The sequence below is a fragment of the Leyella stercorea genome (genome assembly GCF_021531355.1).
Taxonomy (GTDB): domain Bacteria; phylum Bacteroidota; class Bacteroidia; order Bacteroidales; family Bacteroidaceae; genus Prevotella.
The window spans coordinates 68,258-91,862 of sequence record NZ_JADYTS010000003.1; the positions used below are offsets into that span (position 1 = coordinate 68,258).

Genomic DNA, 23,605 nt, shown 5'->3' on the forward strand with positions numbered 1-23,605 from the left:
TCTATTACTTAACTCTTTTACTCTTTTACCTTTTTACTTTTTTACCTTTAAAAGAACATGTAGCAGATAGCTATCGCCGCTATAACTCCAGCCAAGTCTGCCAGCAGTCCGCAGGCTACTGCGTGACGGGTATAGCGTATGCCTACGCTGCCGAAGTAGACGGCGAGGATGTAAAAGGTGGTGTCGGTAGAGCCTTGGAAGATGCAAGAGAGTCGGCCTACGAACGAGTCGGCACCGTAGGTGGTCATAGCGTCGACCATCATGCCGCGTGCTCCGCTGCCCGAGAGAGGCTTCATCAGCGCCGTAGGCAGAGCGCCCACGAAGTCGGTGTTGCCACCCAGAGCCGCAACGGTCCACTTGATGCCGTCCACCAGCATGTCCATTGCGCCCGAAGCACGGAACACCCCGATGCCCACGAGTATAGCCACGAGATAGGGGATGATTCTGACGGCAGTGTTAAATCCGTCCTTTGCACCCTCGATGAAGGCGTCGTAGACGTTCACCTTCTTGCGCATGCCAGCCAGGATGAACATCACTATGATGAGCATCAGCAGGATATTAGCCACCGAAGTGCTCACAACGTTCATCTGCGCCTTGTCCATCTGTGCGAAGCCCCATATTATAGCAGCCACCACAGCCGACATGCCGCCGAGCGTGAGCAGCATTGTACGGTTGATGAGATTGATGCGCTGGTAGAGCGAGGTGAAGACGATACCCGCCAGCGTAGAGAAGAACGTGGCGAGAAGAATGGGCACGAAGATGTCGGTAGGTTGCGCTGCCCCCATCTGCGCACGATACACCATGATGCTCACGGGAATCAAGGTGAGTCCCGACGTGTTGAGCACGAGGAACATAATCATCGGATTGGTGGCGGTGTCCTTCTTCGGATTCAGCTCCTGCAGTTGTTCCATAGCCTTCAGTCCGAGCGGAGTGGCAGCGTTGTCAAGCCCCAGCATGTTGGCAGCCACATTCATGAAGATGCTGCCCGTGACGGGATGACCCTTCGGAATGTCGGGAAACAGACGTGTGAACACGGGCGACAGCACGCGCGCCACAACGTTTATGACGCCGCCTTTCTCGCCAATCTTCATTATGCCGAGCCACAGCGAGAGTACGCCGGTGAGTCCGAGCGAGATTTCGAACGCAGTCTTCGACGTGTCGAACGTGGAGTTCATAATGGCTGGAAACACCTCGGTGTCGCCCATAAACACCAGCCGCACGGTGGCAATGACGAATGCTATGAGGAAGAAGGCTATCCAGATGTAGTTGAGTACCATATTTTCTGAGATACGTTGTTATTATTATAATAGGTGCAAAATTACCCATTAAATTTGGAATATCTCAATAAAATCGTCATTTTTGCGTCCCGTCTACTTATAAGCCTTGATGTATTCGTCGGCTACGGCACACAGTTCGTCGTACCATTCCTGACCGAAACGGCGCACCAGCGGACCCTCAAGGAAGCGGTATACACGCAGTCCCAACTCCTTGCCCTTCTTCACTGCGTCCTCGCATACGTCCCAACGGTTGTAGTTGAGAGCCACGGTGCCGTCCTTGAAACGCTTCTCGCGGATAGGGTAGAGGGCGCATGATATGGGCTTGATGAACTGGGTCTTGCCCTGGCGGTAGGCTCGTTCGAGCGCGCACAGACAGCAGTTGCCCTCGTAGCAGGTGAACACGCAGTCCTTGCCGCCCACAATACTCGTCACGAGGTCGCCGTCGCGGTCGGTGTAGGCTACGCCCTGATGGTCGACCACAGCCTGCGCCGATGCCGACATGTCGCCCCACACCGTGTCAAGAGCTGACTCAATGCCGGCTATCTCGTCCATAGTCACGGGTGCTCCGGCGTCGCCTTCCACACAACAGATGCCCTTGCACTTGTCCAGATCGCAGCAGAACTGCTCGGTGATGATGTCGCTCGACACCAATACATTCGAAATTTCTAATATCATATAATTTATCTTTCAAGTCTTTATCAATATGCAATTCTAATGAGGAAATCACAATTCTCAACTCTCAATTTTCAACTTTCAACTGAAACGTCAGTTTCCTTACCACTCAATCGGTGCTATTCCGTTCTGTTCGAGATAGGCGTTGCAGCGTGAGAAGTGGTGGTTGCCGAACCATCCGCCGCGGTTGGCTGAGAGCGGTGAGGGGTGAACCGATTCGAGGATGAAGTGGCGCGAGCGGTCGATGAGTTGCGCCTTGGAGCGCGCATATCCGCCCCACAGAATGAATACGAGGTGCTCGCGACCGGCTGAGAGAGCACGTATGGCGGCATCGGTGAACGTCTCCCATCCGTGGCGCTGGTGCGATGCAGCCTGGTGGGCACGTACAGTCAGAGTGGCGTTGAGCAGCAATACGCCTTGTTTAGCCCAACGGGTAAGGTCGCCCGAGGTAGGAATCGGCTTGCCCAGGTCGTTCTGTATCTCCTTGAAAATGTTCTGCAACGACGGCGGAAACGGCACTCCGTCGGCAACGGAGAAGCTCAGACCCTGCGCCTGACGAGGTTCGTGGTAAGGGTCCTGACCTATTATCACCACCTTCACCTTGTCGAACGGACACAGATTGAAGGCGTTGAAGATGAGGCTACCCGGCGGATAGCAGGTCTGGGTGGTGTATTCCTGGCGCACGAAGTCGGTGAGCTGGGCGAAGTAAGGTTGCTCAAACTCCTGCTGCAAGTGCTCGTGCCATGAGGGTTCTATCTTTACGTTCATATATGTAAGTGTATTATTCGTTCAATTCATAGTTTGTATTTCTACCGCCATCGTCGGTTTTCCGTAGTACGCCTTTATTGACAAGGTCGTTCAAGTCGCGTGTTGCAGTGTCCTGCGAGCAATGGCATATCTTATACCATTTTGAAGAATTCAGCTTGCCTTCAAATCCGTCAAACAGTCGGTTGAGCATTTTGCGCTGGCGCTCGTTGAACGGCGTCTGCTCATGCCGGTTCCAGAATTGGCGTTTGCGTACAACGTTCTCGGTCTTGGTGAGCGATGCGTTGATAGCGTCCTTCAGTGTACTGAGAAACCACGCCACCCATTCCGTCACGTCCATTCCGCCCTTCTGCGCATGCTCGAGGCAGTCATAGTAAGCCTTACGGTTCTGTAGAATCTGCGACGACAGACTGTAGTAGCGCTTGCCCGTATGGTCTGCCCGCGACAGCAGCATCTCGGTGATGGTTCGGCATATACGTCCGTTGCCGTCGTCGAAGGGATGAATGGTGACAAACCATAAGTGGGCTATAGCCGCCTTTATGAGCGGATCGGTCTTGGAGTCGTCCGCCTCAATCCATTCGAGCAGGTCGTTCATCATGCGTGGCACCTCTTCTGAAGGCGGAGCTTCATAGTGTACACGTTCCTTTCCCATCGCTCCCGACACCACTTGCATTGCCTCCTTGCCTTCACGCCATTTGCCTACACTGATTTTGTACATTCCGCTGTATCCGTTAGGAAACAGAGCGTGGTGCCATCCGAACATACGCTCAAAGCTAAGTGGACGGCTGAAGTTGTGTGTAGCATCGAGCATCACCTGCACAACGCCCTCTATGTAGTGGTCGGTTGGAGGCAATCCGTCGTATTTCAATCCGAGTTGGGTGGCAAGCGAAGAGCGCACGCTGTCGGCGCTGAGCATCTGACCTTCAATCTTTGACGAGTGTACAATCTCGGAAGTCATCGTTTCGAGCATTGATGTGTTCTGCTCTTCAAAGCCGAACATCGACACGCGTCCCATAAGCTGACCGCGCAGCAAGTTTGTCTCAGCAACAAGACCTGCCAAAGCCTGCATGTCTACCGTCATGCTTGGCCAATCGGCGTGTTGCCATATATATTGTGTTGCTCCGTTGTATTTGTGTGCCATATCTGAAATGTTTTATTGGCAAATTTACGATTTATCGACGATTACCGCAAGTTTTGCGGAGATTAACTGGTTTATTCTCCGCAAATTTGCGGAGAATAATGCCGCAAGCAATGAGTAGGAGAAGGATGTGTCAAAAGTCAAAGCAGCACGCCCCGAAGGGGCAGAAGCCCATAGCCCAGGGCAACACCCTGGGTAAAAGTATCACAAAAACCAATGCGCCCTGCAAGGGCAAAAGCGTTAATTATCAATGCTTTTGCCCTTGCAGGGCGTTTTGCTATTTTCAATCCGTACACCCAAGGCGCTGCCTTGGGCTATGTGCTTTTGGGGCTTTCAGCCCGCTTTGTTTGACTTTTGACACATCCTCCTGAGCAAGCAACGTCGCAAATGATTAATAACAAGAATACTCAAGCTAACTGCTCAGGCTATGGCGGGGACGCCATAGCCTCCTACAGATTGCCTTGTTCTTGTCTTTTCGACTTTTGACTTTACTTGCTATAATAAAAAAAACTGCGGCACAGAAGCTTTTTTGCATTGCTTCTGTGCCGCAGTTGTTATTGCGAACTGTCGTTGTCGACGTGTTTACTTCATCACCTTGATCATCTTACCGTCCTTACCGCGAACGATATTGATGCCCTTCTGCATGGTCTTAAGCTGACGACCAGAGAGGTCGTAGATTGCGCCATTGGCAGTGTTGGTGCTGGTTGTGATGCCGTTGATGCCTACAGTACCGTCGAACTTGATTGTATAAACGGTCTTGCTTGACGGATTAACGTCGTAGTCGTTACCCTTTACGGTGATTGTAGCAACGTTGTTTGCCTCGTCCTTTGCTACGTCGTAAGAGGCACCTACACCCTTTACAGTGAACTCAACCTTGTCGAAGTCCTCTGCAAGTTTACCATTCAATGTGTATTCTGTTGTTCCCTCATCAAAGTTGGCAACCGGAGTGCCGTTGTATGTCAGGCTATTAAGAGCGTGATAGTACACGAGCTTAACGTTGTCGATGGTGAGCGAGTTTCCCTTGATAATGCTCTTGCGGTCGCCGAAGTAGTCGTTGGCAGCAAATATCACATTGATATGCTCAGGTACGGCAGTATCGTCATTGTATGTGAAAGGTATTGTCATGCTCTTCCATGTGCCTTTAGTGCTCTCTGAGATTGGCTGCTCGAGCTTGGCAATGAGCTTTGCGTCTTCTGATGGTTTAGCAGGGTCGCCTAATGTAGCAGATGTTTCGTTGCCAAGGATGTTGCGGTCACGGTTGACCATGGTGCATTTAGTTGCAGTGCCATATTCTAAAGGATTCAAGCTTACAGCTGTATTTCCAGGAACATTTGTTTGTGTCCATGTGCCCTTCCATAGGTAGGCTATGGCAGTCGCATTCTCTTTGCCATTAGAGTTGTTGCGTTGATAGTCGAAGCTAATAGCATCAGGACGATATGTAAACTCAAGTCCACCGAACGTTCCTCCGTCTGCATTGCGTACATTAATTAGTTTTGTTTCAGCTGTCGCCCAAGGCGTACCCAATGACATATATGCAGGAATCATTTGTCCGGCCTTTTCCTGATTTGTTAGCTTAACGGCAACTGTAGTGCCATTGCTACCTTCGGCTTTTGCTCCTGCTACTACTGCTCCGAGGGCTGTTTGTACGTTCGATATATGCCATCCTTTAGGCTGTGTTCCAGATGATTCTGTATTACCTTTGCTGTCCCAAGGTATGCAAGTCTCCCAATCGCCACTGAAATCATTAAGTTGTGGAGCTGTTGCAGTAGGAAGAGTGTAAGATTCCGACTTGAAATCAGCCTTAACCGGTATTTCACTATATCCCAGATCCTCTTCTTCATCAATAAGTCTTACTGTCAGTTGGCTTATGTCTGTTGTCAAGACATAATTGTCTATAGTAGACTTCATGGTTATTATAACCTTGTTGTCTTTCAAGATGCCATCCATTCCGCCATTAGTGACGGGCGCATCTTTGTCTGTACACTCCAATGTGATTACTCCATTACTTTCTTTAGGCTCAAGATTAGAAATGGTAGCGTCACCAATATTCAATGTCTGACCAGCAACTGTTACAGAGAAATCCTTCAGGACAAAAGTATATGTACCGTTAGATTCTTTTGAAACAACAATTGTTGCGTCAGTCGGATCTAAATGTCCGCCATATACTTCGATGTTCAATTTTCCTTTATATGTTACTGTTTCTTGCGCAGCTTTAGCTTCAGCCTGCTGCTCAGCAGCCATATTCGCCTGAAAACTTGTGGCGTTAGCGTTTACTGCGAGAGCAAGCGCGAAAGCCGGGAGTAAAAATCTTTTCATAATTATTCCTTTCTTATAAAATTGTTGTCTTGTTTTATATTATATAATGTTATATTACAGTTTGTACATCAGTCCTACGCTGCCGTAGATGGGGTAGAGCTTTTGTTCAATTGTCTTGAATCGCTTATGGAATATGGCAGAAAGTCCCCACGCCAAATCGGCATAAGCGCCCACGCGCTTTGAGAAATACCAGTCGGCTCCCACGTCAACACCAAACTGCCAGTGGCGCAAATCGTCTGTGAAGTCGTAGTCGCCACGCTCTCCGTCGTCATGTCCCAATTCTACTTTCTGTCCCGTTGGATCGCCCTCACGCAGATAGCCGTCGTAGGCATAGCCCGAGAAGTCGTTCGACATTACGTAAGAGAAGTAAGGTCCTGCTTTAAGGCGTACTTTCTTCGACACGTTATATGTGGCTTGTATCGGCATGGTAAGCATCCATTCGGTCACCTTTGTAACGACTTGTCCCGTGAACATACCCTCAATCACCTGGTCGCCGTAGCGCATCTCCATATGATAGTTCTTCACACGGGCATCGGTTTGCATACCCTTGTTCTCGTAGTGGAATCCAGCCATAAGTCCCCAACGCTCAGTCAGAGGCTTGTAGGCGTCGAGTCCTACTGTCATGTTGTTGCCCAATGTGAACTTGTCGAGTGTGCGTATTGTGGCTGGCATGCCCAGTGGAGCTGTGCCACCGATGTTGTAGCCCAGTCGCACGTGATAGCGCAGGTCGTCGAAAATGCCTATTGCCATACTTTGTACTGTAGTAAGTGCTAAGAGCAATAAGGCAAGAATATATCTTTTCATATCTGTTGCGGTGTTAGATGTTGTTGCTTGTAGCCGACTGTTTATTCCTCGTCGACAAGTACATGGAGTTCGTCAACGAGTAGTTGGCTGCCAACAGCTCCCTGGAAGTTGGCGCCCTCTATGCTCGATGTACATACAACAGCAAGGCTATAGCCACGGTTGGCAAGGATGACGGGGTCGATTTCCGCAAGATAGTTGAACACTACTTCAAATTTATGCCATCCACCTTCGGTCTTGTTTATCTCGCCAGCCTCGGCAATTGCAACAATCTGCTTGCTCGTCTTTACGTTGGTGCCGTCAAGATAGAATATCTGGTCTTCGCCATTCTCGTCCTTTATGGTGTTGCGGAACAATACGGCATAGATGTCGCCTTTGTCCACTACACCTTCAAGCACCTCCTTTTTGCGGTTGGTAACCTTCTCACCCGGAGTATACTGATAATAGCCGCTAAACTTAAGAGGCTTCTTGGTAATCACGCAGAAGTCGCCTGAGCCGAAATGGGTTGACTCCAAAGGCTTTGTTGTAGCCGTATTACTGATAAATTCGCCCGTGAAAAGGTTTCCCGCAGCGATAGGCATCTTGAATAAGTTGCCTGCTGTACCCGTTGAACGTGTAGTAAGGCATACGCCATGACCCTTATATCCCTCTTCGAGAGGGACTGTCGGATATTTATCTGGTGCCTTATTACCACCCACAATGGCAAAACCTGCGTTGCCCGAAGCCCAGTTGAGCAGTCGTGTACCGTCCTCAGTGAGGTCGGTCCAGATGTAATACTTGTTCTTGTCGGGTTCGAGGAAGAAGTTTTCGAAGTCGTACGAAGGCGAGTGGTCAGCCACTTCGTTTACACGTACGGTATAGGTACGACTCCAAGCCTTGTCTTCAGAAGTCACGGTATAAGTAACACCGCCATTAGAAAAGTCTTGAGTAGAACCGTTTTCAGGAGAAATTGTAGCACCCGGAGTAATCTGAAACAATGGTGCCACGGCTGTGCGGTCGGTGCCTTTGCGCACCGAGAACGTCACTACATTGGCAGTCTGGTCGGTAGTAGCCAATGTATCGGTTTTCTTGACGAACATATCAAGCGGTTCGTCAACATGTATATAAGCTTTCTCGATGTCGCATTCGGCATTGAGCGGTTCTTCCTTAAAGCAGGAAGTAAGCGTCATTGTAGCCGCAGCGAAAGCGAGCAAGATATGCGATTTTGTCATATACGGAAATCTAATGATGTGATGCTATCATCGTGAAATTCATTTCATTACACGGATATTTCGTGTGCAAAGTTACGAAAAACTATGCATACGCATCAAGTTTTCATATATTTTTAGACTTTTGAGTCCCTTTTAGACAATATTATGTGTGATTAATCACAGCGTCGACTGTGATTAATCACTATTAATTACTTCTTCTTACGAGGTTTGCGACGTGCCCATCCCTCCTCCGAAAAGTCGGGTTCGTCGCCCACAAGCTTGATGTCGGGATTGTCGATAAACTGTCGCCAATCGTCCTGACGGCCGCTTTCGTAGCGCGAACCGCCACGGTTTGCGCGAGGCTTGCGCTCGTTTGAGGCACGCTGACTGCGCTCGTTAGAACTGCGACGAGTACGTCTGCCCTTGCCTGAAGGAGTGCTGTCGGCATCGTTGCAACGTACGGTTCTGCCACGATACTTGGCTCCGTCGAGCGCGCGCATCACCTTGTTGGCATCCTCCTCGGGCACCTCAATATATGATATGCGACCCAGCAGGTCGATATGTCCTACGTCCTGACGGCCGTGTACATTACGGTTGATAAACTGCATCACCTCGCCCGGATAGAAACCGTCGTCCTTGCCAAGGTTGATGAACAGTCGGCGATAGCCCGACTCCGGTGCACGCTTCTCGCGCTTGCGTCCGTCGCGACCCTCGTTGCGGTCCTTGCGGTCACGCTGTGTAGAAGGTTTTACAATCTCGGGAGCGTTGGCGTAGTACTTCAGGAACTTGCCGAACTCCAGCGAAACGATGCGCTTCAGGATGTCCTCCTTGTCGAAATACTCGAAGTGGCGGTTGATGTCCTCCATGAACGGAGCAATCTGATCCTCGTCAACGTCCACCTTCTCAATCTCGTCGATAGCCTTGAACAGCTGCTTAGAGCATATCTCCTGCGGAGTAGGAAGCGTTCCGTCGACAAACTCCTTGCCTATAGTGCGCTCCACTTCGCGCACACGTCCGCGCTCCTTGGTGTGGATGATGCTGATAGATGTGCCCTTCTTGCCGGCACGTCCGGTACGTCCAGAGCGGTGGGTGTAGCTCTCGGTGTCGCCCGGCATACCATAGTTGATGACGTGAGTGAGGTCGTCAACGTCCAGTCCGCGTGCAGCCACGTCGGTAGCCACGAGCAACTGTGTGATGTGCTGGCGGAACTTCTGCATGGTTATGTCGCGCTGCTGCTGCGAGAGGTCGCCGTGCAAAGGCTCGGCATTGTATCCGTCGCGTATGAGCTTGTCGGCTACTTCCTGCGTTTCCGCCTTGGTACGGCAGAAGATGATGCCGTATATGCGCGGATAGAAGTCGACGATGCGCTTCAGGGCAAGATACTTGTCCTTGGCGTTCACCATATAATATATGTGGTTGACGTTCTCGGCACCCTCGTTGCGCGAACCCACTACAATCTCCTTGTGGTCGTGCAGATAGTTGAGAGCAATGCGTTCGATGTCCTTGCTCATAGTAGCCGAGAACAGGAGTGTGTTGCGGTCGGCAGGCACGTTGTCGAATATCTCGTTGATAGAGTCGGAGAAGCCCATGTTGAGCATCTCGTCAGCCTCGTCGAGCACCACGTTGCGCACCTCTTGCACCTTCGCTGCGCCACGGTGCATGAGGTCGATGAGGCGTCCCGGAGTAGCCACTATAATCTGAGCCCCGTGCTTCAGGGCGTGAATCTGGTCGATAATGGAAGTGCCGCCATATACGGCAACGATGTTGATGCCCTTGATATACTTGGCAAACGACTTCAGGTCGTCGGCTATCTGTAGGCACAATTCACGCGTGGGCGATATCACTACGGCCTGCGTGCTGCGGTTGGTGGGGTCGGTACGTTCGAGCAACGGAATTCCGAATGCTGCCGTCTTGCCCGTGCCGGTCTGTGCCAGAGCAATGACGTCGTTGCCGTTGCCCAGCAGATAGGGTATCACTTCTTCCTGGACCGGCATGGGGTGCTCGAATCCTAACTCCTCAATGGCGCGGCGAATCTCCTCGCTTACGCCCAATTCTTCAAATGTCTTCAATGTAAAAATCTAAATCTGTATATAATAAATAATGTATATGCTAATTTTTCTTCAGCCGCATATTTAGCTGATACAATGCTGCTCCGAATATCATCAGCGAGAAAACCACGCTCAGCCACACCCTGGTCATGTCGCCACCGTAGAATTCGCGTAGCGTCATGTCGTCGGCTCCGTGGTACATACGTTCCATAATATACGAAAGGCTGTTGTTGGTGAGGTGCATCACCACGCCCGGCACGATGCTGCGTGTGCGCACGTACATCCATCCGAGCATCAGTCCCATGGCGAAAGCGTTGAGCCCTTGCAGCATGTTTCCGTGTACCAGACCGAACAGTGCAGCCGATGTGACGATGGCAATCCATCGCTTCTCATTGCCCGTAAGGTCGAGCAGGCGGCGCAGTATGGCTCCACGGAACACCATTTCTTCGGCTATCGGCACCAGCACGCCAATTGCTATGAATCCCATATCGTTGTGCATCATGCCCTTAAACATCTGCTTGTATATCTCGGGCAGTTGCAATCCGGTGGCATCAAGCGCTGCCGTAAGCGGAATGGAGGAACCGATGGTGAGGCATATTACCCAGAACAATGTGAACCATGGACGGGTGTTAAGATATATGCTGTTGAGCGGTGCCCATTTACGCCATCCGTACAGCGCTATTGTGATAATGCTGGCTGCGATAGTCGACACGATGTTCACCATAGGGGTGATGGCTTTAGTCTGAAAACCTATCATTGCTGCCATCATGCAGACATACTGTATGATTAGAAAAGCAACGAGATACCATGCCGTATCCAATAATGTACGTTTCATAAAATATGGGTTTTGATGGTTAATACCTATATGCCAGCGTCGCCTCACGGTCGCGCTGAAGCTGGGCCTTCAGCTCATCTACGCTGTCGAACTTCTGTTCGCCGCGCAGTCTTTTGCAGAACTCTATACGGGCATGCTGTCCGTATATATTGGCGTTGAAATCGATGATGTGCGTCTCTATAGTCTGTCGAGAGCGCTCGAATGTCGGGTTGGTGCCTATATTGGTCATCGCCTTGATCCACGGACCGCCGTCTACGCATATTCGCGTAGCGTAAACGCCGTCGTTGGGCAATAGTTGGCAGTCGCAGTCGGGGCGCAGGTTGGCGGTGGGGAAGTCTATCTTGCGTCCTTCGGCAAACCCGTGCTCCACGGTTCCTTCTATTTCGAATCGCCGTCCGAGAAATGTTGCAGCAGTGCTTACGTTGCCTTCGGCAAGCAGTCGGCGCACGAGCGACGACGACACACGCATTCCCTCCACGTCAATCGGCGTGTTCTGCACCACATTGATGCCCATGTCCTTGCCGTAGCGCACATAGTCGTCAAAGCCCTCAGCACGGTTGTGTCCGAAACGGTTGTCGTAGCCTATGAGCAGCGTGCCCACACCCAGTTGACGGTGTAGCACCTCAAGCATGAAGTCGTGAGCCGACAGCGCTGCCATACTTGTGTCGAAGTGGAGCACCTCGACGCGGTCGGCACCAGTGAGGTTGAGCAGTCGCAGCTTCTCGTTGAGCGGTGTGATGAGTTGCGGCACATAGTCGGCATGCACCACCTGGCGCGGATGTCGGTCGAAGGTGATTACCATCGACTTCAGTCCGTCGCGGTGAGCCATTTCGTTGAGTCGGTTTATGAGGAACTGATGCCCCTTGTGTACACCGTCAAAGAAACCTATAGTAGCCGCAAAAGATGCGTTATGTTCCAATGGATTGATGTTGCTGAAATGTTTGTGTCCTTAAATCTCGTACAGCCATCTGTGGCCCGATGTCTCGTGCAGGGTACTGATGCCCGCCTTTTCGGCAGCGATGCAGTTAGCCTCGCTGTCATCGATGAATATTGTTTCGGCAGCATTGATGCCTGCAACGGTCAGAGCCTCGTTGAAAATCTCCACGTCCGGTTTTGCCAGATGCATTTCGTACGAGAGGAATATATGTTCGAAATAATCAGTGGCACGCAGTCCGCAAGCCGTGAAGAAGTAGTCGCGACAGCGGTTCCAGTGCATTGAGTTGGTGTTCGACAGCAGAAACAGTCGGTAGCCCTGCTGTTTCAGACGTGCCAGACGCAGCAGTTTCTCGTGCGGAATACCGGTGAGCAACTGGTTCCACGCCCATACTATGTCCTTGTCGGGCGTGTCGGTATGGGCAATGCGTCGCACCTCGTTGCAGAACTCGCCCTCGTCGATGTGTCCAAGCTCGGTTTCGAGGAACAGATCCTCAGTACGATGTTCCTCAACATACGAGGCAAGCACCCCGCATCCTATCTCTCTGAACGCATTGATACAGCGTTCCGGATTCAGCCCGACGAGCACTCCGCCCAGGTCGAAGATGATGTTCTTGATGATTTTGTCCATAACTATGTGCAAAATTACTGCTTTTGCGCTGAACGGCAAAGAAATAGAGCGGTTATCAATAAAATTATTGCTTTTTTCGATTGCCATTACATTTTAAATGTGTAACTTTACCCACGTTAAACCTGATGATTTTATTTAACTTTTTAATAACATAACTGCTATACCTATGGAATTAAAACAGGCTACTGCTGGAACCATGGAGTCCGGCGACATTATGATTCAGATTGCCCCGAGCGACCGCCCGGGACTTGACATCCAACTGCAGAGTTCGGTTGCCTTCCAGTTTGGCGACCAGATCAAGAACGTGATACACGAGACACTCGAAGGTCTTGGCATCACTCAGGCCGAGGTACACGCCACCGATAAAGGCGCGCTCGACTGCACTATACGCGCTCGCACCACTGCGGCTGCTGTAAGAGCAACGGGATGCGATGTGTGGAAAGACTAACCTAAGAAAATATAACTATGAGACTAAGAAGAACTATGATGTTCGTGCCTGGCAATAATCCTGGCATGATGCAGGACGCGTATATCTACCGTCCAGACTCCATTATGCTCGACCTTGAGGACTCAGTCACTATGGCCGAGAAGGACGCTGCGCGCCTGTTGGTGCACAACGCATTGAAGACCATCGATTATGGCACCACCGAAATGGTTGTGCGCATCAATCCACTAAATACTCCTTATGGCAAGAAGGACATCGAGGCCGTTGTTAAGGCTGGTGTTCACGTTATACGTATGCCTAAGACCGAGACCGCCGAAGAGGTTGTTGAGGTGGAGCGCGAGATTGAAAAGGTAGAGCGCGAGATTGGTTGCCTCGGCCGCACACAGATTATGGCGGCTATCGAGAGCACACTCGGCGTTGTCAATGCCTACGCCATCGCCACCGCTTCCAAGCGCATGATGGGCATCGCTCTTGGTGCTGAGGACTATTGCGCCAACCTTAAGACACAGCGCTCGCCCGAAGGTATGGAGCTGCTTATGGCTCGCCAGACCATCGTTGTGGCTGCACGCGCTGCTGGCATCGATGCTCTTGATACAGTATATAGCAACCTCAACGACATGGAGACATTCCGCAAGGAGGTAGAGCTGATTCATCAGCTTGGATTCGATGGCAAATCGATTATCAACCCACGTCAGATTGAAATTATTAACGAGGTGTTCACACCTACACAGAAAGCCATCGACAAGGCCCTGGCAGTTATCGCCGCCATCAAGGAGGCTGAACGCAAGGGCTCAGGAGTTATCGCCGTTAATGGTAAAATGGTTGACCGCCCGGTTGTTATCCGCGCTCAGCGCGTGATTGACCTCGCCATGGCTTCGGGCGTAATTAAAGAGGAGGACTTGGCATGAGCACACTGAAAGAAAGACAGACCCTCATAGGTCAGATGGCCCAGGCTATGGGCAAGAGTATATATAACGAAGTTGAGCCGAAGCTCAAGGAGATTGCTCCGCGTATGGAGTTGCAGCGCAAGAGCCCCAAACTCGTCACACTCGAGGAGGCTATTCGCCGCTCTGGTTTGCGCGACGGCATGACTATCTCGTTCCATCACCACTTCCGTGGAGGCGACAAGGTAGTCAATATGGTTGTCGACAAGCTCGCTGCTATGGGCTTCAAGAACCTTCACCTTGCTGCTTCAAGTTTGCAGGACGTTCACGCTCCGCTCATCGACCATATCAAGAATGGTGTAATCACCGAGATTTCTACATCTGGTCTGCGTGGCGATTTGGCACGTGAGATCTCGCACGGACTTATGGAGCATCCCGTTGTGTTCCGTTCGCATGGCGGTCGTGGTGAAGCTATTGCTTCAGGCGAACTCCATATCGACGTAGCATTCCTTGGTGCTTCTTCATCCGATCCTCTCGGCAACGCCTGCGGATATTCGCGTTCGCCCAACGCCAAGAGTATCTGCGGTTCGTTAGGTTATGCATTGCCCGACGCTCATTATGCCGACAAGGTAGTGATTTTGACCGACGACCTCGTTGCCTATCCCAATACACCTAACTCGATTTCTGAGCACGACGTTGACTTCGTTGTTGAAGTGGACAGCGTAGGCGACTCTTCCAAGATTGCTTCAGGTGCTATTCGCGATACAAAGAACCCACGCGACATCCTTCTCGCCAAGCAGGCAGCCAAGGTTATTGTCAATAGTGGTTATTTCAAGGAGGGATTCTCTATCCAGACCGGTTCGGGTGGTGCTTCGTTGGCAGCTGTCAAGTACATCCGCCAGAGCATGATCGACCAAGGCATCAAGGCTTCGTTCGCACTTGGTGGCATCACAGCCCACATGGTTAAGATGCACGAGGAAGGACTCATAGAGCGTCTCATCGACGTTCAGTCGTTTGACAAGGTTGCAGCAGAGTCATTGAAGAACGACCCAACACACAAGGAGGTTGCCTCTTACGAGTATGCAAGTATGCACGAGGAAGGCTCGGCTACCCACTGTCTCGACATCGTTATCCTCTCAGCCCTTGAGGTTGACGTTCACTTCAACGTTAACGTGCTCGTAGGAAGCGACGGTATTATACGCGGAGCGGTAGGCGGTCATCCTGACACAGCAGAAGATTCAGCGCTCAGCATCATCGTTTGTCCTATGCTTCGCGGTCGTATTCCGTGCATCGTCGATGAGGTTACGACACTCATCACGCCGGGTCGCACAGTCGACGTAGTCGTTACAGAGTATGGCATTGCTGTCAATCCGTTGCGTCACGACATCGCTGAGCGTATGCGTCAGGCAGGCTTGCCTCTCGTTACACTTGAAGAGCTCCGCGACCGTGCCCTCTCTATCATCGGCACACCGGCTCCGTTGCCGTTCGGCGACAAGGTTGTAGGCGTAGTACTCAACCGCGACGGTTCGGTACAGGATGTAATCAAGAACATCGAAGAGTAAAGGTAAAGTGATATATTTAAGTTAAGCTCAGAGAGTTTGGAGTTGAAAGCCATAGCAGGCTTATTGATTCCAAACTTTCTTTTTTTATTGTGAATAACGGAATAATTCCTGAAAACAGTACCTTAAAACACGGAATAATTCCTGAAAACAGCATGTAAAAACATGGAATAATTCCTGAAAAGTCTTGTTTTGCTTGCTTTTTATTGTTATCTTTGCAACTGTAACATGCAGAATATCAATAAGTAAAAGGAATTAATATATGCTATATAGAAAGTTTGCAAGACGTTTGGAGGAATTCCTCAATAATGAACCTCGTAAAATTCTGCTTGTCAATGGCGCAAGACAGATAGGAAAGTCGTATATCATCAGATATGTCGGAAAGCAGCTGTTCAAGAATTTCGTTGAGATAAATCTGAAGGCAGACAAGGAAGGTATGGGCATATTCCAATCGGTGAGAAGTGTCGACGACTTCTATCTACAGCTGGGCGCCATTGCTGGCGACAAGCTCGGCGACAAGCAAGACACTATTGTTTTCCTTGACGAGATACAGAGCTATCCTCACTTGATGACCATGCTGAAATTTCTGAACGAAGAAGGCAGATATCGCTACATTGCGAGTGGTTCGGAACTTGACGTAGCTCTTGCACAGACTCCATCCGTACCTATAGGCAGTATCGCTATAGAGCAGATGTATCCTTTGGATTTTGAGGAGTTTCTGCTTGCCATGGGATGTGGTCAGAATACAATTGATGGAGTAAGGCGAAGCTTTGAGAATCGACAGTCGCTCAACGATTCCATGCACAACTATATGCTTCAACAGTTCAAACTATATCTGTTGGTAGGAGGTATGCCCGATGCAATAAACAAGTTTTTGGAAAACCGTAACATAACGCAAGTGCGCAGCATTCAGCGCGACATCCATACTCTGTATCGGATAGACGCTTCGCAGTATGACGAGGAGAAGAAACTTGTGATACGCAATATTTACGACCTTATACCTTCCAATATGGAGAACAAGAAGAAGCGTATCATTGTAAAGAACATAGAGGGAAAATCCGGACACAAGCAGTATAGCGACTATGCCGAGGAGTTTGAGTATCTCACCAACTCAGGTGTAGTATTGCAGGTGCGTGCCATAAGCAATCCTAAGTTCCCGTTGTTGGAGTCAGAAAGCAAGAATCTCCTGAAATTATATCTTAGTGATGTAGGGTTACTGACAAATTTGCTTTTTGGAACTAATGTCAATGCTGTGCTTGGTGATGTGCTTAGTATAAACCTTGGGTCGGTGTATGAGTCGGTAGTGGCGCAGGAACTCCATGCCCATGGCTTCCAACTGCATTATTACGACAACAAGCAGCGTGGCGAGGTCGATTTCCTTATCGACGACTATGATAGTCTTACGGTGTTGCCTATAGAAGTTAAATCGGGCAAGGACTATAAGGTGCATAGCGCTCTCGACCGTTTTATAGCCACTCCCGACTATCACATCTGTCGTGCAGTCGTTTTAAGCAATGAACAGAAAGTGTATGATGATAAAGGCATAACATATATGCCCGTTTATTACGTAATGTTCTTTAAGAATCTGTCTGTTGCAGACAGTGACTGCATTATTCCTGAAATTCCGACAGTGCCAGAATAGTTTATTTTAGTTCCCCGAAAAGACGACATTTATAACAAAATAATTCCTAAAGTTGCCAACAATTTAAAAAATATGTATATCTTTGCGATTTGATAAGATATTATTGCTATTTAGCATACTATTATGAACACTGATTTTAAACATCTCGACCTTTTTACTCCCGAGGGCTTTCGTAAGCTATATGATGCTTGCTACGAGTCGTTGGCTGTCTATGCAGTGCGTATGACTGCAAACAGTGAGGCTGCCGAGGACATCGTCCAGTCAGTGTTTGTCGACTTATGGGAACGAAGCGATGAAATTGACGATGACACCGACATTCGCGCTTTCCTTTATATGAGTGTGCGCCATCGTGCACTCGACTTCATACGCCACCAGAAGGTGAAGTGGCGTTATGCTGAAATGCTTTCGGGAATTCCCGAAGGCACAGACAACCCCAACGATGACGACGATTTCTTCACGGCTGAGGTATACCAGCGACTGTTCAATGCTATCGACGAACTGTCGCCGCGTCAGCGTGACATTTTCTCAATGTACATGAGCGGTAAGAAGAACCACGACATTGCCGATGCTATGGGCATAGCCGAAGAAACCGTACGTGTACACAAACTCAGAGCCATTCAGTCGCTCCGCCAACGTCTCGGAACAAACGAACTGTTGCTGATGCTCACATTAATAGTATAAGCATATCCTATATGATGTTATGTGGGATAGTAGTAGATGTTTCTGCTATTTAAATGAAAAATGTGCGTCGGACGGGAGTCCGTCGTTCCAATATTTGCATTCCTAACCGCTCAAAACTGCGAGTTGAACGCACAAGGAAATCTTTGGCGCGAAATTCTCGAGTTTTGAGCGGTTTTTGTTATGTTGTTTATACTCAATGAGTTATTAGAATTGAGACGTTGAGGCGCGAATTGTCGCAACGTAAAAACGCTACATTTTATGGCAAAAGGACAACTTTTGCACTCAGACTGTAGTCCTTTTGCCTTCCAACTGTAGCCCTTTTGAGTTGTAAAAGGACTACAGTTGCAGGGGAAAGAAGGCTTGAATGAGCAGTAGGGTAGGGATGAACGTTGAAAAAACCATCAAAAACCGCTCACCAAATCTCTATAATCAGATTTTTATTTGTAACACTTTTTTACTGCTTGTACAATATTTGCATCCCCCTCATAGGAGGCTATGACGTCCTCGCCGTAGTCTGCGCAAGCTGAATGTCAGCAAGTTATAGCTGATTGCGCAGACTATAGCGGGGACGCTATAGCCTCCTATGATTTTACATTTGTCAAGCAAAGTAGTCTATAATGAAGGATTGTATGAATTTTTCGCTCCAAAAATTTGTTTGTTTCGAGCAAAAGATGTAACTTTACGCCATAAAATTAAATCTATACATACCACTCGCGTGAGCGTAAGTATCGAAGGCGGTTCTTTTCAGCATTTTATGGAAGGGAGTGTTGTCGTATTTACGTGGATAGTATTAAAAACCATTGCGGTGGATGCCCTCATTCCCTATTCATTTTGCTTTAAGATCGCCCTCACAATGATAAAAACATTTGTGAGAGATACGTCGTATATATGGCTCAATGCCATTAGCCGAATAACCCTTTAAATACTCATGAAATGAAAAATATGCCTATTACGCTTGACGAACTTCTGGCGAGCCGCGACGCACGCCATGCTATGCAGCAAAAACTGATGGCTGAACACTCGGGAAAGACACTGGTGTGTCTGACGGTGGTTATGCCAGGAAGCGTGAAGCGTAATCAGCAATCGCTCATTGTAGCACGTGCAGCCGTGAAGGCTATGCGAAAAGCATATAATATAAGTGATGACCTATTACCTGAAACAGAATTACTAACCAATGAACTAAAGACTGAAGCAGGGGAATGCCTTGTAGAACGCGACCTTAATACAGGCTACGAAGCCTATCTGATTACCCCGCTGCCATTGCTTGAAGCCAAGCGCGTGGCGGTAGATATTGAGGACACACATCCGTTGGGTCGACTCTTCGACATCGACGTGATTGACGCACAAGGCATTCCGGTGTCGCGTGACAGAGTAGGAGGACAGCCACGTCGCTGCCTCGTATGCGACCATGAAGCCAGATATTGCATGCGAATGCGATGGCACACACAAGAGGAAATATGGGCAAGGATAAAGCAGATGACTGACGACTATGCCTTGCAACAGCAAGCTTAAATCTTTACGAATCAAACAACTAACGATTATCATTAACATTTAACAATCCGCATCTTACATTGGAAATAATACAGCTCAATCCAGCCATACCGCGCCAACGTCGCCGCATAGAACAGTTTCTGGGCGACAACGGCTTGCGTCTTGACGATGTAGACTACTACGCCACTCTCGTCGACGAGACGACCGACGAAATAGTAGCCGGTGGTGGACTAAAGGGAGGCGTAATAAAATGCGTGGCAGTGGCTGACGGACACAAGGGTGAGGCTGTAGCCAACCAGATTGTGTCGCACCTGATAGCACAAGCCAACGCCGATGGACATCAATGTGTGAAACTCTTCACCAAGCCGCAAAACCAAAGGATGTTCGAGAGCATGTCGTTCCGACTCCTCGCCGAAGCGCCAAAGGCTATACTGATGGAGACGGGCATTGGAGGAATAAAGAGGTACAGTGAAGAGTTGAAAAGTGAAAAGGGAAAAGTGAAAAGTGAAAAATCCAATGGCAAACTTCACCATCTCAACCCCTCAACTCCACAACCGATTGCTCCGCCCAGCGGTATAATCATAATGAACTGCAACCCGTTCACGCTCGGCCACCGCTATCTGATAGAGCAGGCGGCACAGCAAGTGGAGACGTTGTATATACTGGTGGTGAGAGAAGACTGCTCGATGTTCAGCTATGACGAACGAAAGGCTATTATCAGCCGTGGAGTGGCACACTTGGACAATGTAGTGGTGTGCGACGGTAGCGAATACTCAATCAGTGCAACCACATTTCCAACGTACTTTCTGAAGTGTCTGTCGGATGCGTCAGACACTCAGATGACACTCGACATCGACCTATATAGACGACATATAGCTCCGGCACTGGGCGCAACGGTGCGCTTCGTGGGAACCGAACCCGACGACCCGTTGACCCGACGCTACAACGAACTGATGAAGAGCATGCTGCCCGACGTGCGCGAGGTGGCACGACTGCAGCAGAGTGGGGTAGCGGTGAGCGCATCAAGAGTGCGCAAGGCGATAGTGGAGAATCATCTCGCACAGGCTGCACGACTCGTTCCGCCAACCACCGTACCTTATATAGTAGCCCACTTGGCAACACGGGCACTGAAGGCAGAGCTGAACACTACGCCAAAGCCGGGACTCGTGGACACCCACGACAGCGGAGCACACCGCGATATGGACCACGCACTGATGATGCGCAGCATACGTGCAATGCATCCATACTTCGTAAGGCTCGCCACACTGGGCTACGACAGCCCCCAACTGCCCGCCCACGATGAAATAGTGCGCATAGGCATAGAAGCCGAGAAGGCTATGTTCAATTCGACGGGAGGCGTGAACACCTACAAGGGAGCGCTCTTCTCGATGGGACTGGCAGTGACAGCAGCGACATATATAATAGGTAGAGGCGAAGTGGCAACTACTACTCACGGGAAAGAGTATGTGCCGAACAGCTTGATCTCTACGACAATAATACAATTGGCCAACGGTTTTCCCGACACCAGCGGCACACATGGCAGCCGTGCCAAACAGCTTGCCCAGGCAGGGCGCAAGCTAAAGAGTGCGCTCGACAATGCCCGCGAAGGCTACAGCCAACTCTTCGGCGAATGGCTACCATTCTACGAGACACGCATCAAAGGCGATGACTCGTACGTAAAGCACAAGACCCTGCTGCGTATCATGTGCGACCTCGACGATACCAACATCGTATATCGCACCGACTACGACACGATGCTGCAAGTGAAGACCGAGGCAAGACGCTTGCTTGAGGACTTCACGGAGGCAGGAATAGAAGACATGAACCGCGACTTTGTGAGTCGGAACATATCGCCTGGAGGCAGTGCCGACATGTTGGCGTTGGTTGTCTTTTTGTTCGGAATAACCCGAAAAGATTGAATTATTTGCAACAAATATACCGAAAAAGTGTATTTTTAATACCTTTTAGGTGATTTTGTTAACGCAAACAATGGAGAATGATAAATAATTACTAACTTTATATTTTGAAAATCTAAAAACATTGACATTATGGTGGAACTTATCAATCATGGAGTCTATCTCCTTAACGGAACTGAAATCCGCGACAACTATCAGGGCATGACCCCCGATGAGGCCCGCGAGAATACAATCACATACGGTATTTTGCGTTCGCACGATGTCGACGGTGGTAAGGGCAACAAGATGCGCATCCGCTTCGATGCTATGATGTCGCACGACATAACATACGTTGGTATCATTCAGACTGCACGCGCCAGTGGACTCGAGGAGTTCCCGCTGCCTTACGCAATGACCAACTGCCACAACTCACTCTGCGCTGTGGGCGGAACTATCAATGAGGACGACCACGTATTCGGTCTCTCGGCTGCCAAGAAGTATGGCGGTATCTACGTTCCTGCCAATCAGGCTGTTATCCATCAGTATGCCCGCGAGATGATGGTGAAGTGCGGCAACATGATACTCGGCTCTGACTCACACACACGCTATGGCTCATTGGGCAACATGGGTGTCGGCGAAGGTGGCGGTGAGCTTGTCAAGCAGCTTCTTAAGAACACATGGGATATCAACGCACCTGAGGTGGTATTGGTATGGCTTGAGGGCGCACCTAAGAAGGGTGTTGGTCCGCACGACGTTGCCATCTCGCTCGTTAAGGCTACATTCGAGAGCGGCGTGGTTAAGAATAAGGTACTGGAGTTTGCTGGCCCTGGCGTCAAGAACCTGCCTATCGACTTCCGTAACGGTATCGATATCATGACTACTGAGACCACTTGCTTGAGCTCAATCTGGGTGACCGACGAAGAGGTGAAGCACCACTACGAAATCCACGAGCGTCCGCAGGACTATCGTGAACTGAAGCCGGGCGACGTAGCTTACTACGACATGATGATACGCATCGACCTCTCTACACAGGAGTCGATGATTGCACTGCCGTTCCACCCGTCGAACGCTGTTACAATCCATGAGCTTCAGGCCGACCCGGTAGGTATACTTACACGCATAGAGGAAGACGCAAAGAAGCGTTTCGGTGATAAGGTGGACGTACATCTTGTTGACAAGGTGGTTGACGGTAAGGTACAGGCCGACCAGGGTATTATCGCTGGCTGCTCGGGCGGTACATACGACAACCTCGCTGAGGCTGCCGCTATCCTTAAGGGCAAGAACATCGGCAACGACTACTTCACAGCTTCGGCTTATCCGCAGTCAACTCCGGTTTCTATGGCAGTGACACGCGAGGGCATCACAGCCGACCTGATTGAGGCAGGCGTTGTGATGAAGCCTGCATTCTGCGGTCCGTGTTTCGGCGCAGGCGACGTTCCTTCAAACAACGGTTTGAGTATACGTCATACAACACGTAACTTCCCCAACCGCGAGGGATCGAAGCCGGGTCAGGGACAGCTCTCATTGGTAGCCCTTATGGACGCACGCTCTATAGCTGCTACAGCTGCCAACGGCGGTGTTATCACAGCAGCTACCGACGTAGAATACGAGAACACACACAAGCCATACGTATACGACGACAAGATTTACAAGTGCCGCGTATATAACGGATTCGGCAAGGCTAAGCCAGAGACCGAACTTCGCTATGGTCCGAACATCAAGGACTGGCCTAAGATGTATCCGATGCAGGAGAACATGCTCGTAGAGCTTGCTGCCGTTATCCACGACCCGGTGACAACAACCGACGAACTCATTCCTTCAGGCGAGACAAGCTCTTACCGCTCTAACCCGTTGAAACTCTCTGAGTTTGCCCTCTCACGCCGCGTACCTGAGTATGTAGGACTGAGCAAGGAGATACAGAAGCAGGACCTCGCACGCCGTGAGGGTAATGTAAGCGAGAATGTGGCTGAGGCATTGAAGGCTGTAGGCGCTACTGCTGAGAATACATCGTTCGGCTCATGCGTATTCGCTAATCGTCCGGGCGACGGTTCGGCACGCGAGCAGGCTGCCAGCTGCCAGAAGGTGCTCGGTGGCGACGCCAACATCTGCTACGAGTATGCTACAAAGCGCTATCGCTCTAACTGTATCAACTGGGGTATCGTACCGTTCACCATCGCTAAGGATGTAGAATTCAACTACGAACCGGGCGATAAGGTATTCATCCCTGGCATTCGCGAGGCTATACTCGCTGGCAAGGAGGAGATTGACGCTCAGGTAATCACCAAGGACGGCGTTAAGCCTATCCACCTCTTCTTCCAGAACCTGACAGCCAACGAGCGTCAGATCCTGGCAGACGGATGCTTGATGAATTACTATGCTTCATCGAAAAGATGAAGCAATTA

20 protein-coding genes are annotated in these 23,605 nt (G+C 49.9%); 9 read left to right on the top strand and 11 right to left on the bottom strand.

Annotation, left to right across the window (positions count from 1 at the left end):
• Positions 1 to 47: 47 nt before the first annotated feature.
• The 4 genes from I6E38_RS01805 to I6E38_RS01820 form a co-directional block, all read right to left on the bottom strand.
• Positions 48 to 1,277 carry a nucleoside recognition domain-containing protein gene (locus tag I6E38_RS01805; protein WP_235392388.1) on the bottom strand — a complete coding sequence of 410 codons (1,230 nt, stop codon included), beginning with the start codon at positions 1,275 to 1,277 and terminating at the stop codon, positions 48 to 50.
• A gap of 93 nt (positions 1,278 to 1,370) precedes the next feature.
• Positions 1,371 to 1,952 (bottom strand): DUF3109 family protein, encoded by a 582-nt coding sequence (locus I6E38_RS01810; protein WP_235392389.1) that lies wholly within the window; start codon positions 1,950 to 1,952, stop codon positions 1,371 to 1,373.
• A 99-nt stretch (positions 1,953 to 2,051) separates the two neighbouring features.
• Positions 2,052 to 2,717, bottom strand: coding sequence for a uracil-DNA glycosylase (locus I6E38_RS01815; protein WP_235392390.1), 666 nt, complete (start codon positions 2,715 to 2,717; stop codon positions 2,052 to 2,054).
• Positions 2,718 to 2,730: 13 nt separating this feature from the next.
• On the bottom strand, positions 2,731 to 3,855 hold the full coding sequence (locus I6E38_RS01820) for a Fic family protein (protein WP_235392391.1): 1,125 nt from the start codon (positions 3,853 to 3,855) through the stop codon (positions 2,731 to 2,733).
• 213 nt (positions 3,856 to 4,068) lie between these two features.
• Here I6E38_RS01820 and I6E38_RS15285 point away from each other — a divergent pair, with 213 nt between their 5' ends.
• Positions 4,069 to 4,203 carry a hypothetical protein gene (locus I6E38_RS15285; protein ID WP_262911530.1) on the top strand — a complete coding sequence of 45 codons (135 nt, stop codon included), beginning with the start codon at positions 4,069 to 4,071 and terminating at the stop codon, positions 4,201 to 4,203.
• A 231-nt stretch (positions 4,204 to 4,434) separates the two neighbouring features.
• On the opposite strand, the gene I6E38_RS01825 is transcribed toward I6E38_RS15285, so the two are convergent.
• The 7 genes from I6E38_RS01825 to I6E38_RS01855 all read right to left on the bottom strand — a co-directional run bounded on the left by I6E38_RS01825 (position 4,435) and on the right by I6E38_RS01855 (position 12,606).
• Positions 4,435 to 6,168 carry a calycin-like domain-containing protein gene (locus tag I6E38_RS01825; protein ID WP_235392392.1) on the bottom strand — a complete coding sequence of 578 codons (1,734 nt, stop codon included), beginning with the start codon at positions 6,166 to 6,168 and terminating at the stop codon, positions 4,435 to 4,437.
• Between the two features lie 54 nt (positions 6,169 to 6,222).
• On the bottom strand, positions 6,223 to 6,918 hold the full coding sequence (locus tag I6E38_RS01830; protein ID WP_235392393.1) for a porin family protein: 696 nt from the start codon (positions 6,916 to 6,918) through the stop codon (positions 6,223 to 6,225).
• A gap of 95 nt (positions 6,919 to 7,013) precedes the next feature.
• Entirely contained in the window at positions 7,014 to 8,180 is a 1,167-nt protein-coding gene (locus tag I6E38_RS01835) for a PCMD domain-containing protein (RefSeq protein ID WP_235392394.1), read from the bottom strand.
• 188 nt (positions 8,181 to 8,368) lie between these two features.
• Positions 8,369 to 10,228 carry a DEAD/DEAH box helicase gene (locus tag I6E38_RS01840; RefSeq protein ID WP_235392395.1) on the bottom strand — a complete coding sequence of 620 codons (1,860 nt, stop codon included), beginning with the start codon at positions 10,226 to 10,228 and terminating at the stop codon, positions 8,369 to 8,371.
• Between the two features lie 40 nt (positions 10,229 to 10,268).
• Entirely contained in the window at positions 10,269 to 11,042 is a 774-nt protein-coding gene (locus tag I6E38_RS01845) for a CPBP family intramembrane glutamic endopeptidase (RefSeq protein ID WP_235392396.1), read from the bottom strand.
• 19 nt (positions 11,043 to 11,061) lie between these two features.
• Positions 11,062 to 11,961 (bottom strand): bifunctional riboflavin kinase/FAD synthetase, encoded by a 900-nt coding sequence (locus tag I6E38_RS01850; RefSeq protein WP_235392397.1) that lies wholly within the window; start codon positions 11,959 to 11,961, stop codon positions 11,062 to 11,064.
• 30 nt (positions 11,962 to 11,991) lie between these two features.
• Positions 11,992 to 12,606 carry an HAD family hydrolase gene (locus I6E38_RS01855; protein ID WP_235392398.1) on the bottom strand — a complete coding sequence of 205 codons (615 nt, stop codon included), beginning with the start codon at positions 12,604 to 12,606 and terminating at the stop codon, positions 11,992 to 11,994.
• 166 nt (positions 12,607 to 12,772) lie between these two features.
• Here I6E38_RS01855 and citD point away from each other — a divergent pair, with 166 nt between their 5' ends.
• The 8 genes from citD to I6E38_RS01895 all read left to right on the top strand — a co-directional run bounded on the left by citD (position 12,773) and on the right by I6E38_RS01895 (position 23,597).
• A complete protein-coding gene (citD, locus tag I6E38_RS01860) occupies positions 12,773 to 13,054 on the top strand; it encodes a citrate lyase acyl carrier protein (protein ID WP_235392399.1) in 282 nt (93 codons plus the stop codon).
• A gap of 17 nt (positions 13,055 to 13,071) precedes the next feature.
• Entirely contained in the window at positions 13,072 to 13,959 is an 888-nt protein-coding gene (gene citE, locus I6E38_RS01865) for a citrate (pro-3S)-lyase subunit beta (protein ID WP_235392400.1), read from the top strand.
• A complete protein-coding gene (gene citF / locus I6E38_RS01870) occupies positions 13,956 to 15,497 on the top strand; it encodes a citrate lyase subunit alpha (protein ID WP_235392401.1) in 1,542 nt (513 codons plus the stop codon). The genes citE and citF overlap by 4 nt, the downstream gene beginning before the upstream one ends.
• A 259-nt stretch (positions 15,498 to 15,756) precedes the next feature.
• The gene (locus tag I6E38_RS01875; protein ID WP_235392402.1) at positions 15,757 to 17,136 is read left to right on the top strand and encodes an ATP-binding protein; all 1,380 of its coding nucleotides are present in this window, start codon (positions 15,757 to 15,759) and stop codon (positions 17,134 to 17,136) included.
• 123 nt (positions 17,137 to 17,259) lie between these two features.
• Entirely contained in the window at positions 17,260 to 17,817 is a 558-nt protein-coding gene (locus I6E38_RS01880; RefSeq protein WP_235392403.1) for an RNA polymerase sigma-70 factor, read from the top strand.
• Between the two features lie 942 nt (positions 17,818 to 18,759).
• Positions 18,760 to 19,329, top strand: a complete 570-nt coding sequence (citX, locus tag I6E38_RS01885) for a citrate lyase holo-[acyl-carrier protein] synthase (RefSeq protein WP_235392404.1) — start codon at positions 18,760 to 18,762, stop codon at positions 19,327 to 19,329.
• A 59-nt stretch (positions 19,330 to 19,388) separates the two neighbouring features.
• A complete protein-coding gene (gene citC / locus I6E38_RS01890) occupies positions 19,389 to 21,227 on the top strand; it encodes a [citrate (pro-3S)-lyase] ligase (RefSeq protein ID WP_235392405.1) in 1,839 nt (612 codons plus the stop codon).
• A 129-nt stretch (positions 21,228 to 21,356) separates the two neighbouring features.
• Positions 21,357 to 23,597 (top strand): hydratase, encoded by a 2,241-nt coding sequence (locus I6E38_RS01895; protein WP_235392406.1) that lies wholly within the window; start codon positions 21,357 to 21,359, stop codon positions 23,595 to 23,597.
• Positions 23,598 to 23,605: the final 8 nt, after the last annotated feature.

Excerpts from the sequence above, each read along its gene's own strand:
- I6E38_RS01805 (WP_235392388.1), bottom strand. The coding sequence starts at position 1,277 with ATGGTACTCAACTACATCTGGATAGCCTTCTTCCTCATAGCATTCGTC.
- I6E38_RS01810 (WP_235392389.1), bottom strand. The coding sequence starts at position 1,952 with ATGATATTAGAAATTTCGAATGTATTGGTGTCGAGCGACATCATCACC.
- I6E38_RS01815 (WP_235392390.1), bottom strand. The coding sequence starts at position 2,717 with ATGAACGTAAAGATAGAACCCTCATGGCACGAGCACTTGCAGCAGGAG.
- I6E38_RS01820 (WP_235392391.1), bottom strand. The coding sequence starts at position 3,855 with ATGGCACACAAATACAACGGAGCAACACAATATATATGGCAACACGCC.
- I6E38_RS15285 (WP_262911530.1), top strand. The coding sequence starts at position 4,069 with ATGCGCCCTGCAAGGGCAAAAGCGTTAATTATCAATGCTTTTGCCCTT.
- I6E38_RS01825 (WP_235392392.1), bottom strand. The coding sequence starts at position 6,168 with ATGAAAAGATTTTTACTCCCGGCTTTCGCGCTTGCTCTCGCAGTAAAC.
- I6E38_RS01830 (WP_235392393.1), bottom strand. The coding sequence starts at position 6,918 with ATGGCAATAGGCATTTTCGACGACCTGCGCTATCACGTGCGACTGGGC.
- I6E38_RS01835 (WP_235392394.1), bottom strand. The coding sequence starts at position 8,180 with ATGACAAAATCGCATATCTTGCTCGCTTTCGCTGCGGCTACAATGACG.
- I6E38_RS01845 (WP_235392396.1), bottom strand. The coding sequence starts at position 11,042 with ATGAAACGTACATTATTGGATACGGCATGGTATCTCGTTGCTTTTCTA.
- I6E38_RS01855 (WP_235392398.1), bottom strand. The coding sequence starts at position 12,606 with ATGGACAAAATCATCAAGAACATCATCTTCGACCTGGGCGGAGTGCTC.
- citD (WP_235392399.1), top strand. The coding sequence starts at position 12,773 with ATGGAATTAAAACAGGCTACTGCTGGAACCATGGAGTCCGGCGACATT.
- citE (WP_235392400.1), top strand. The coding sequence starts at position 13,072 with ATGAGACTAAGAAGAACTATGATGTTCGTGCCTGGCAATAATCCTGGC.
- citF (WP_235392401.1), top strand. The coding sequence starts at position 13,956 with ATGAGCACACTGAAAGAAAGACAGACCCTCATAGGTCAGATGGCCCAG.
- I6E38_RS01875 (WP_235392402.1), top strand. The coding sequence starts at position 15,757 with ATGCTATATAGAAAGTTTGCAAGACGTTTGGAGGAATTCCTCAATAAT.
- I6E38_RS01880 (WP_235392403.1), top strand. The coding sequence starts at position 17,260 with ATGAACACTGATTTTAAACATCTCGACCTTTTTACTCCCGAGGGCTTT.
- citX (WP_235392404.1), top strand. The coding sequence starts at position 18,760 with ATGCCTATTACGCTTGACGAACTTCTGGCGAGCCGCGACGCACGCCAT.
- I6E38_RS01895 (WP_235392406.1), top strand. The coding sequence starts at position 21,357 with ATGGTGGAACTTATCAATCATGGAGTCTATCTCCTTAACGGAACTGAA.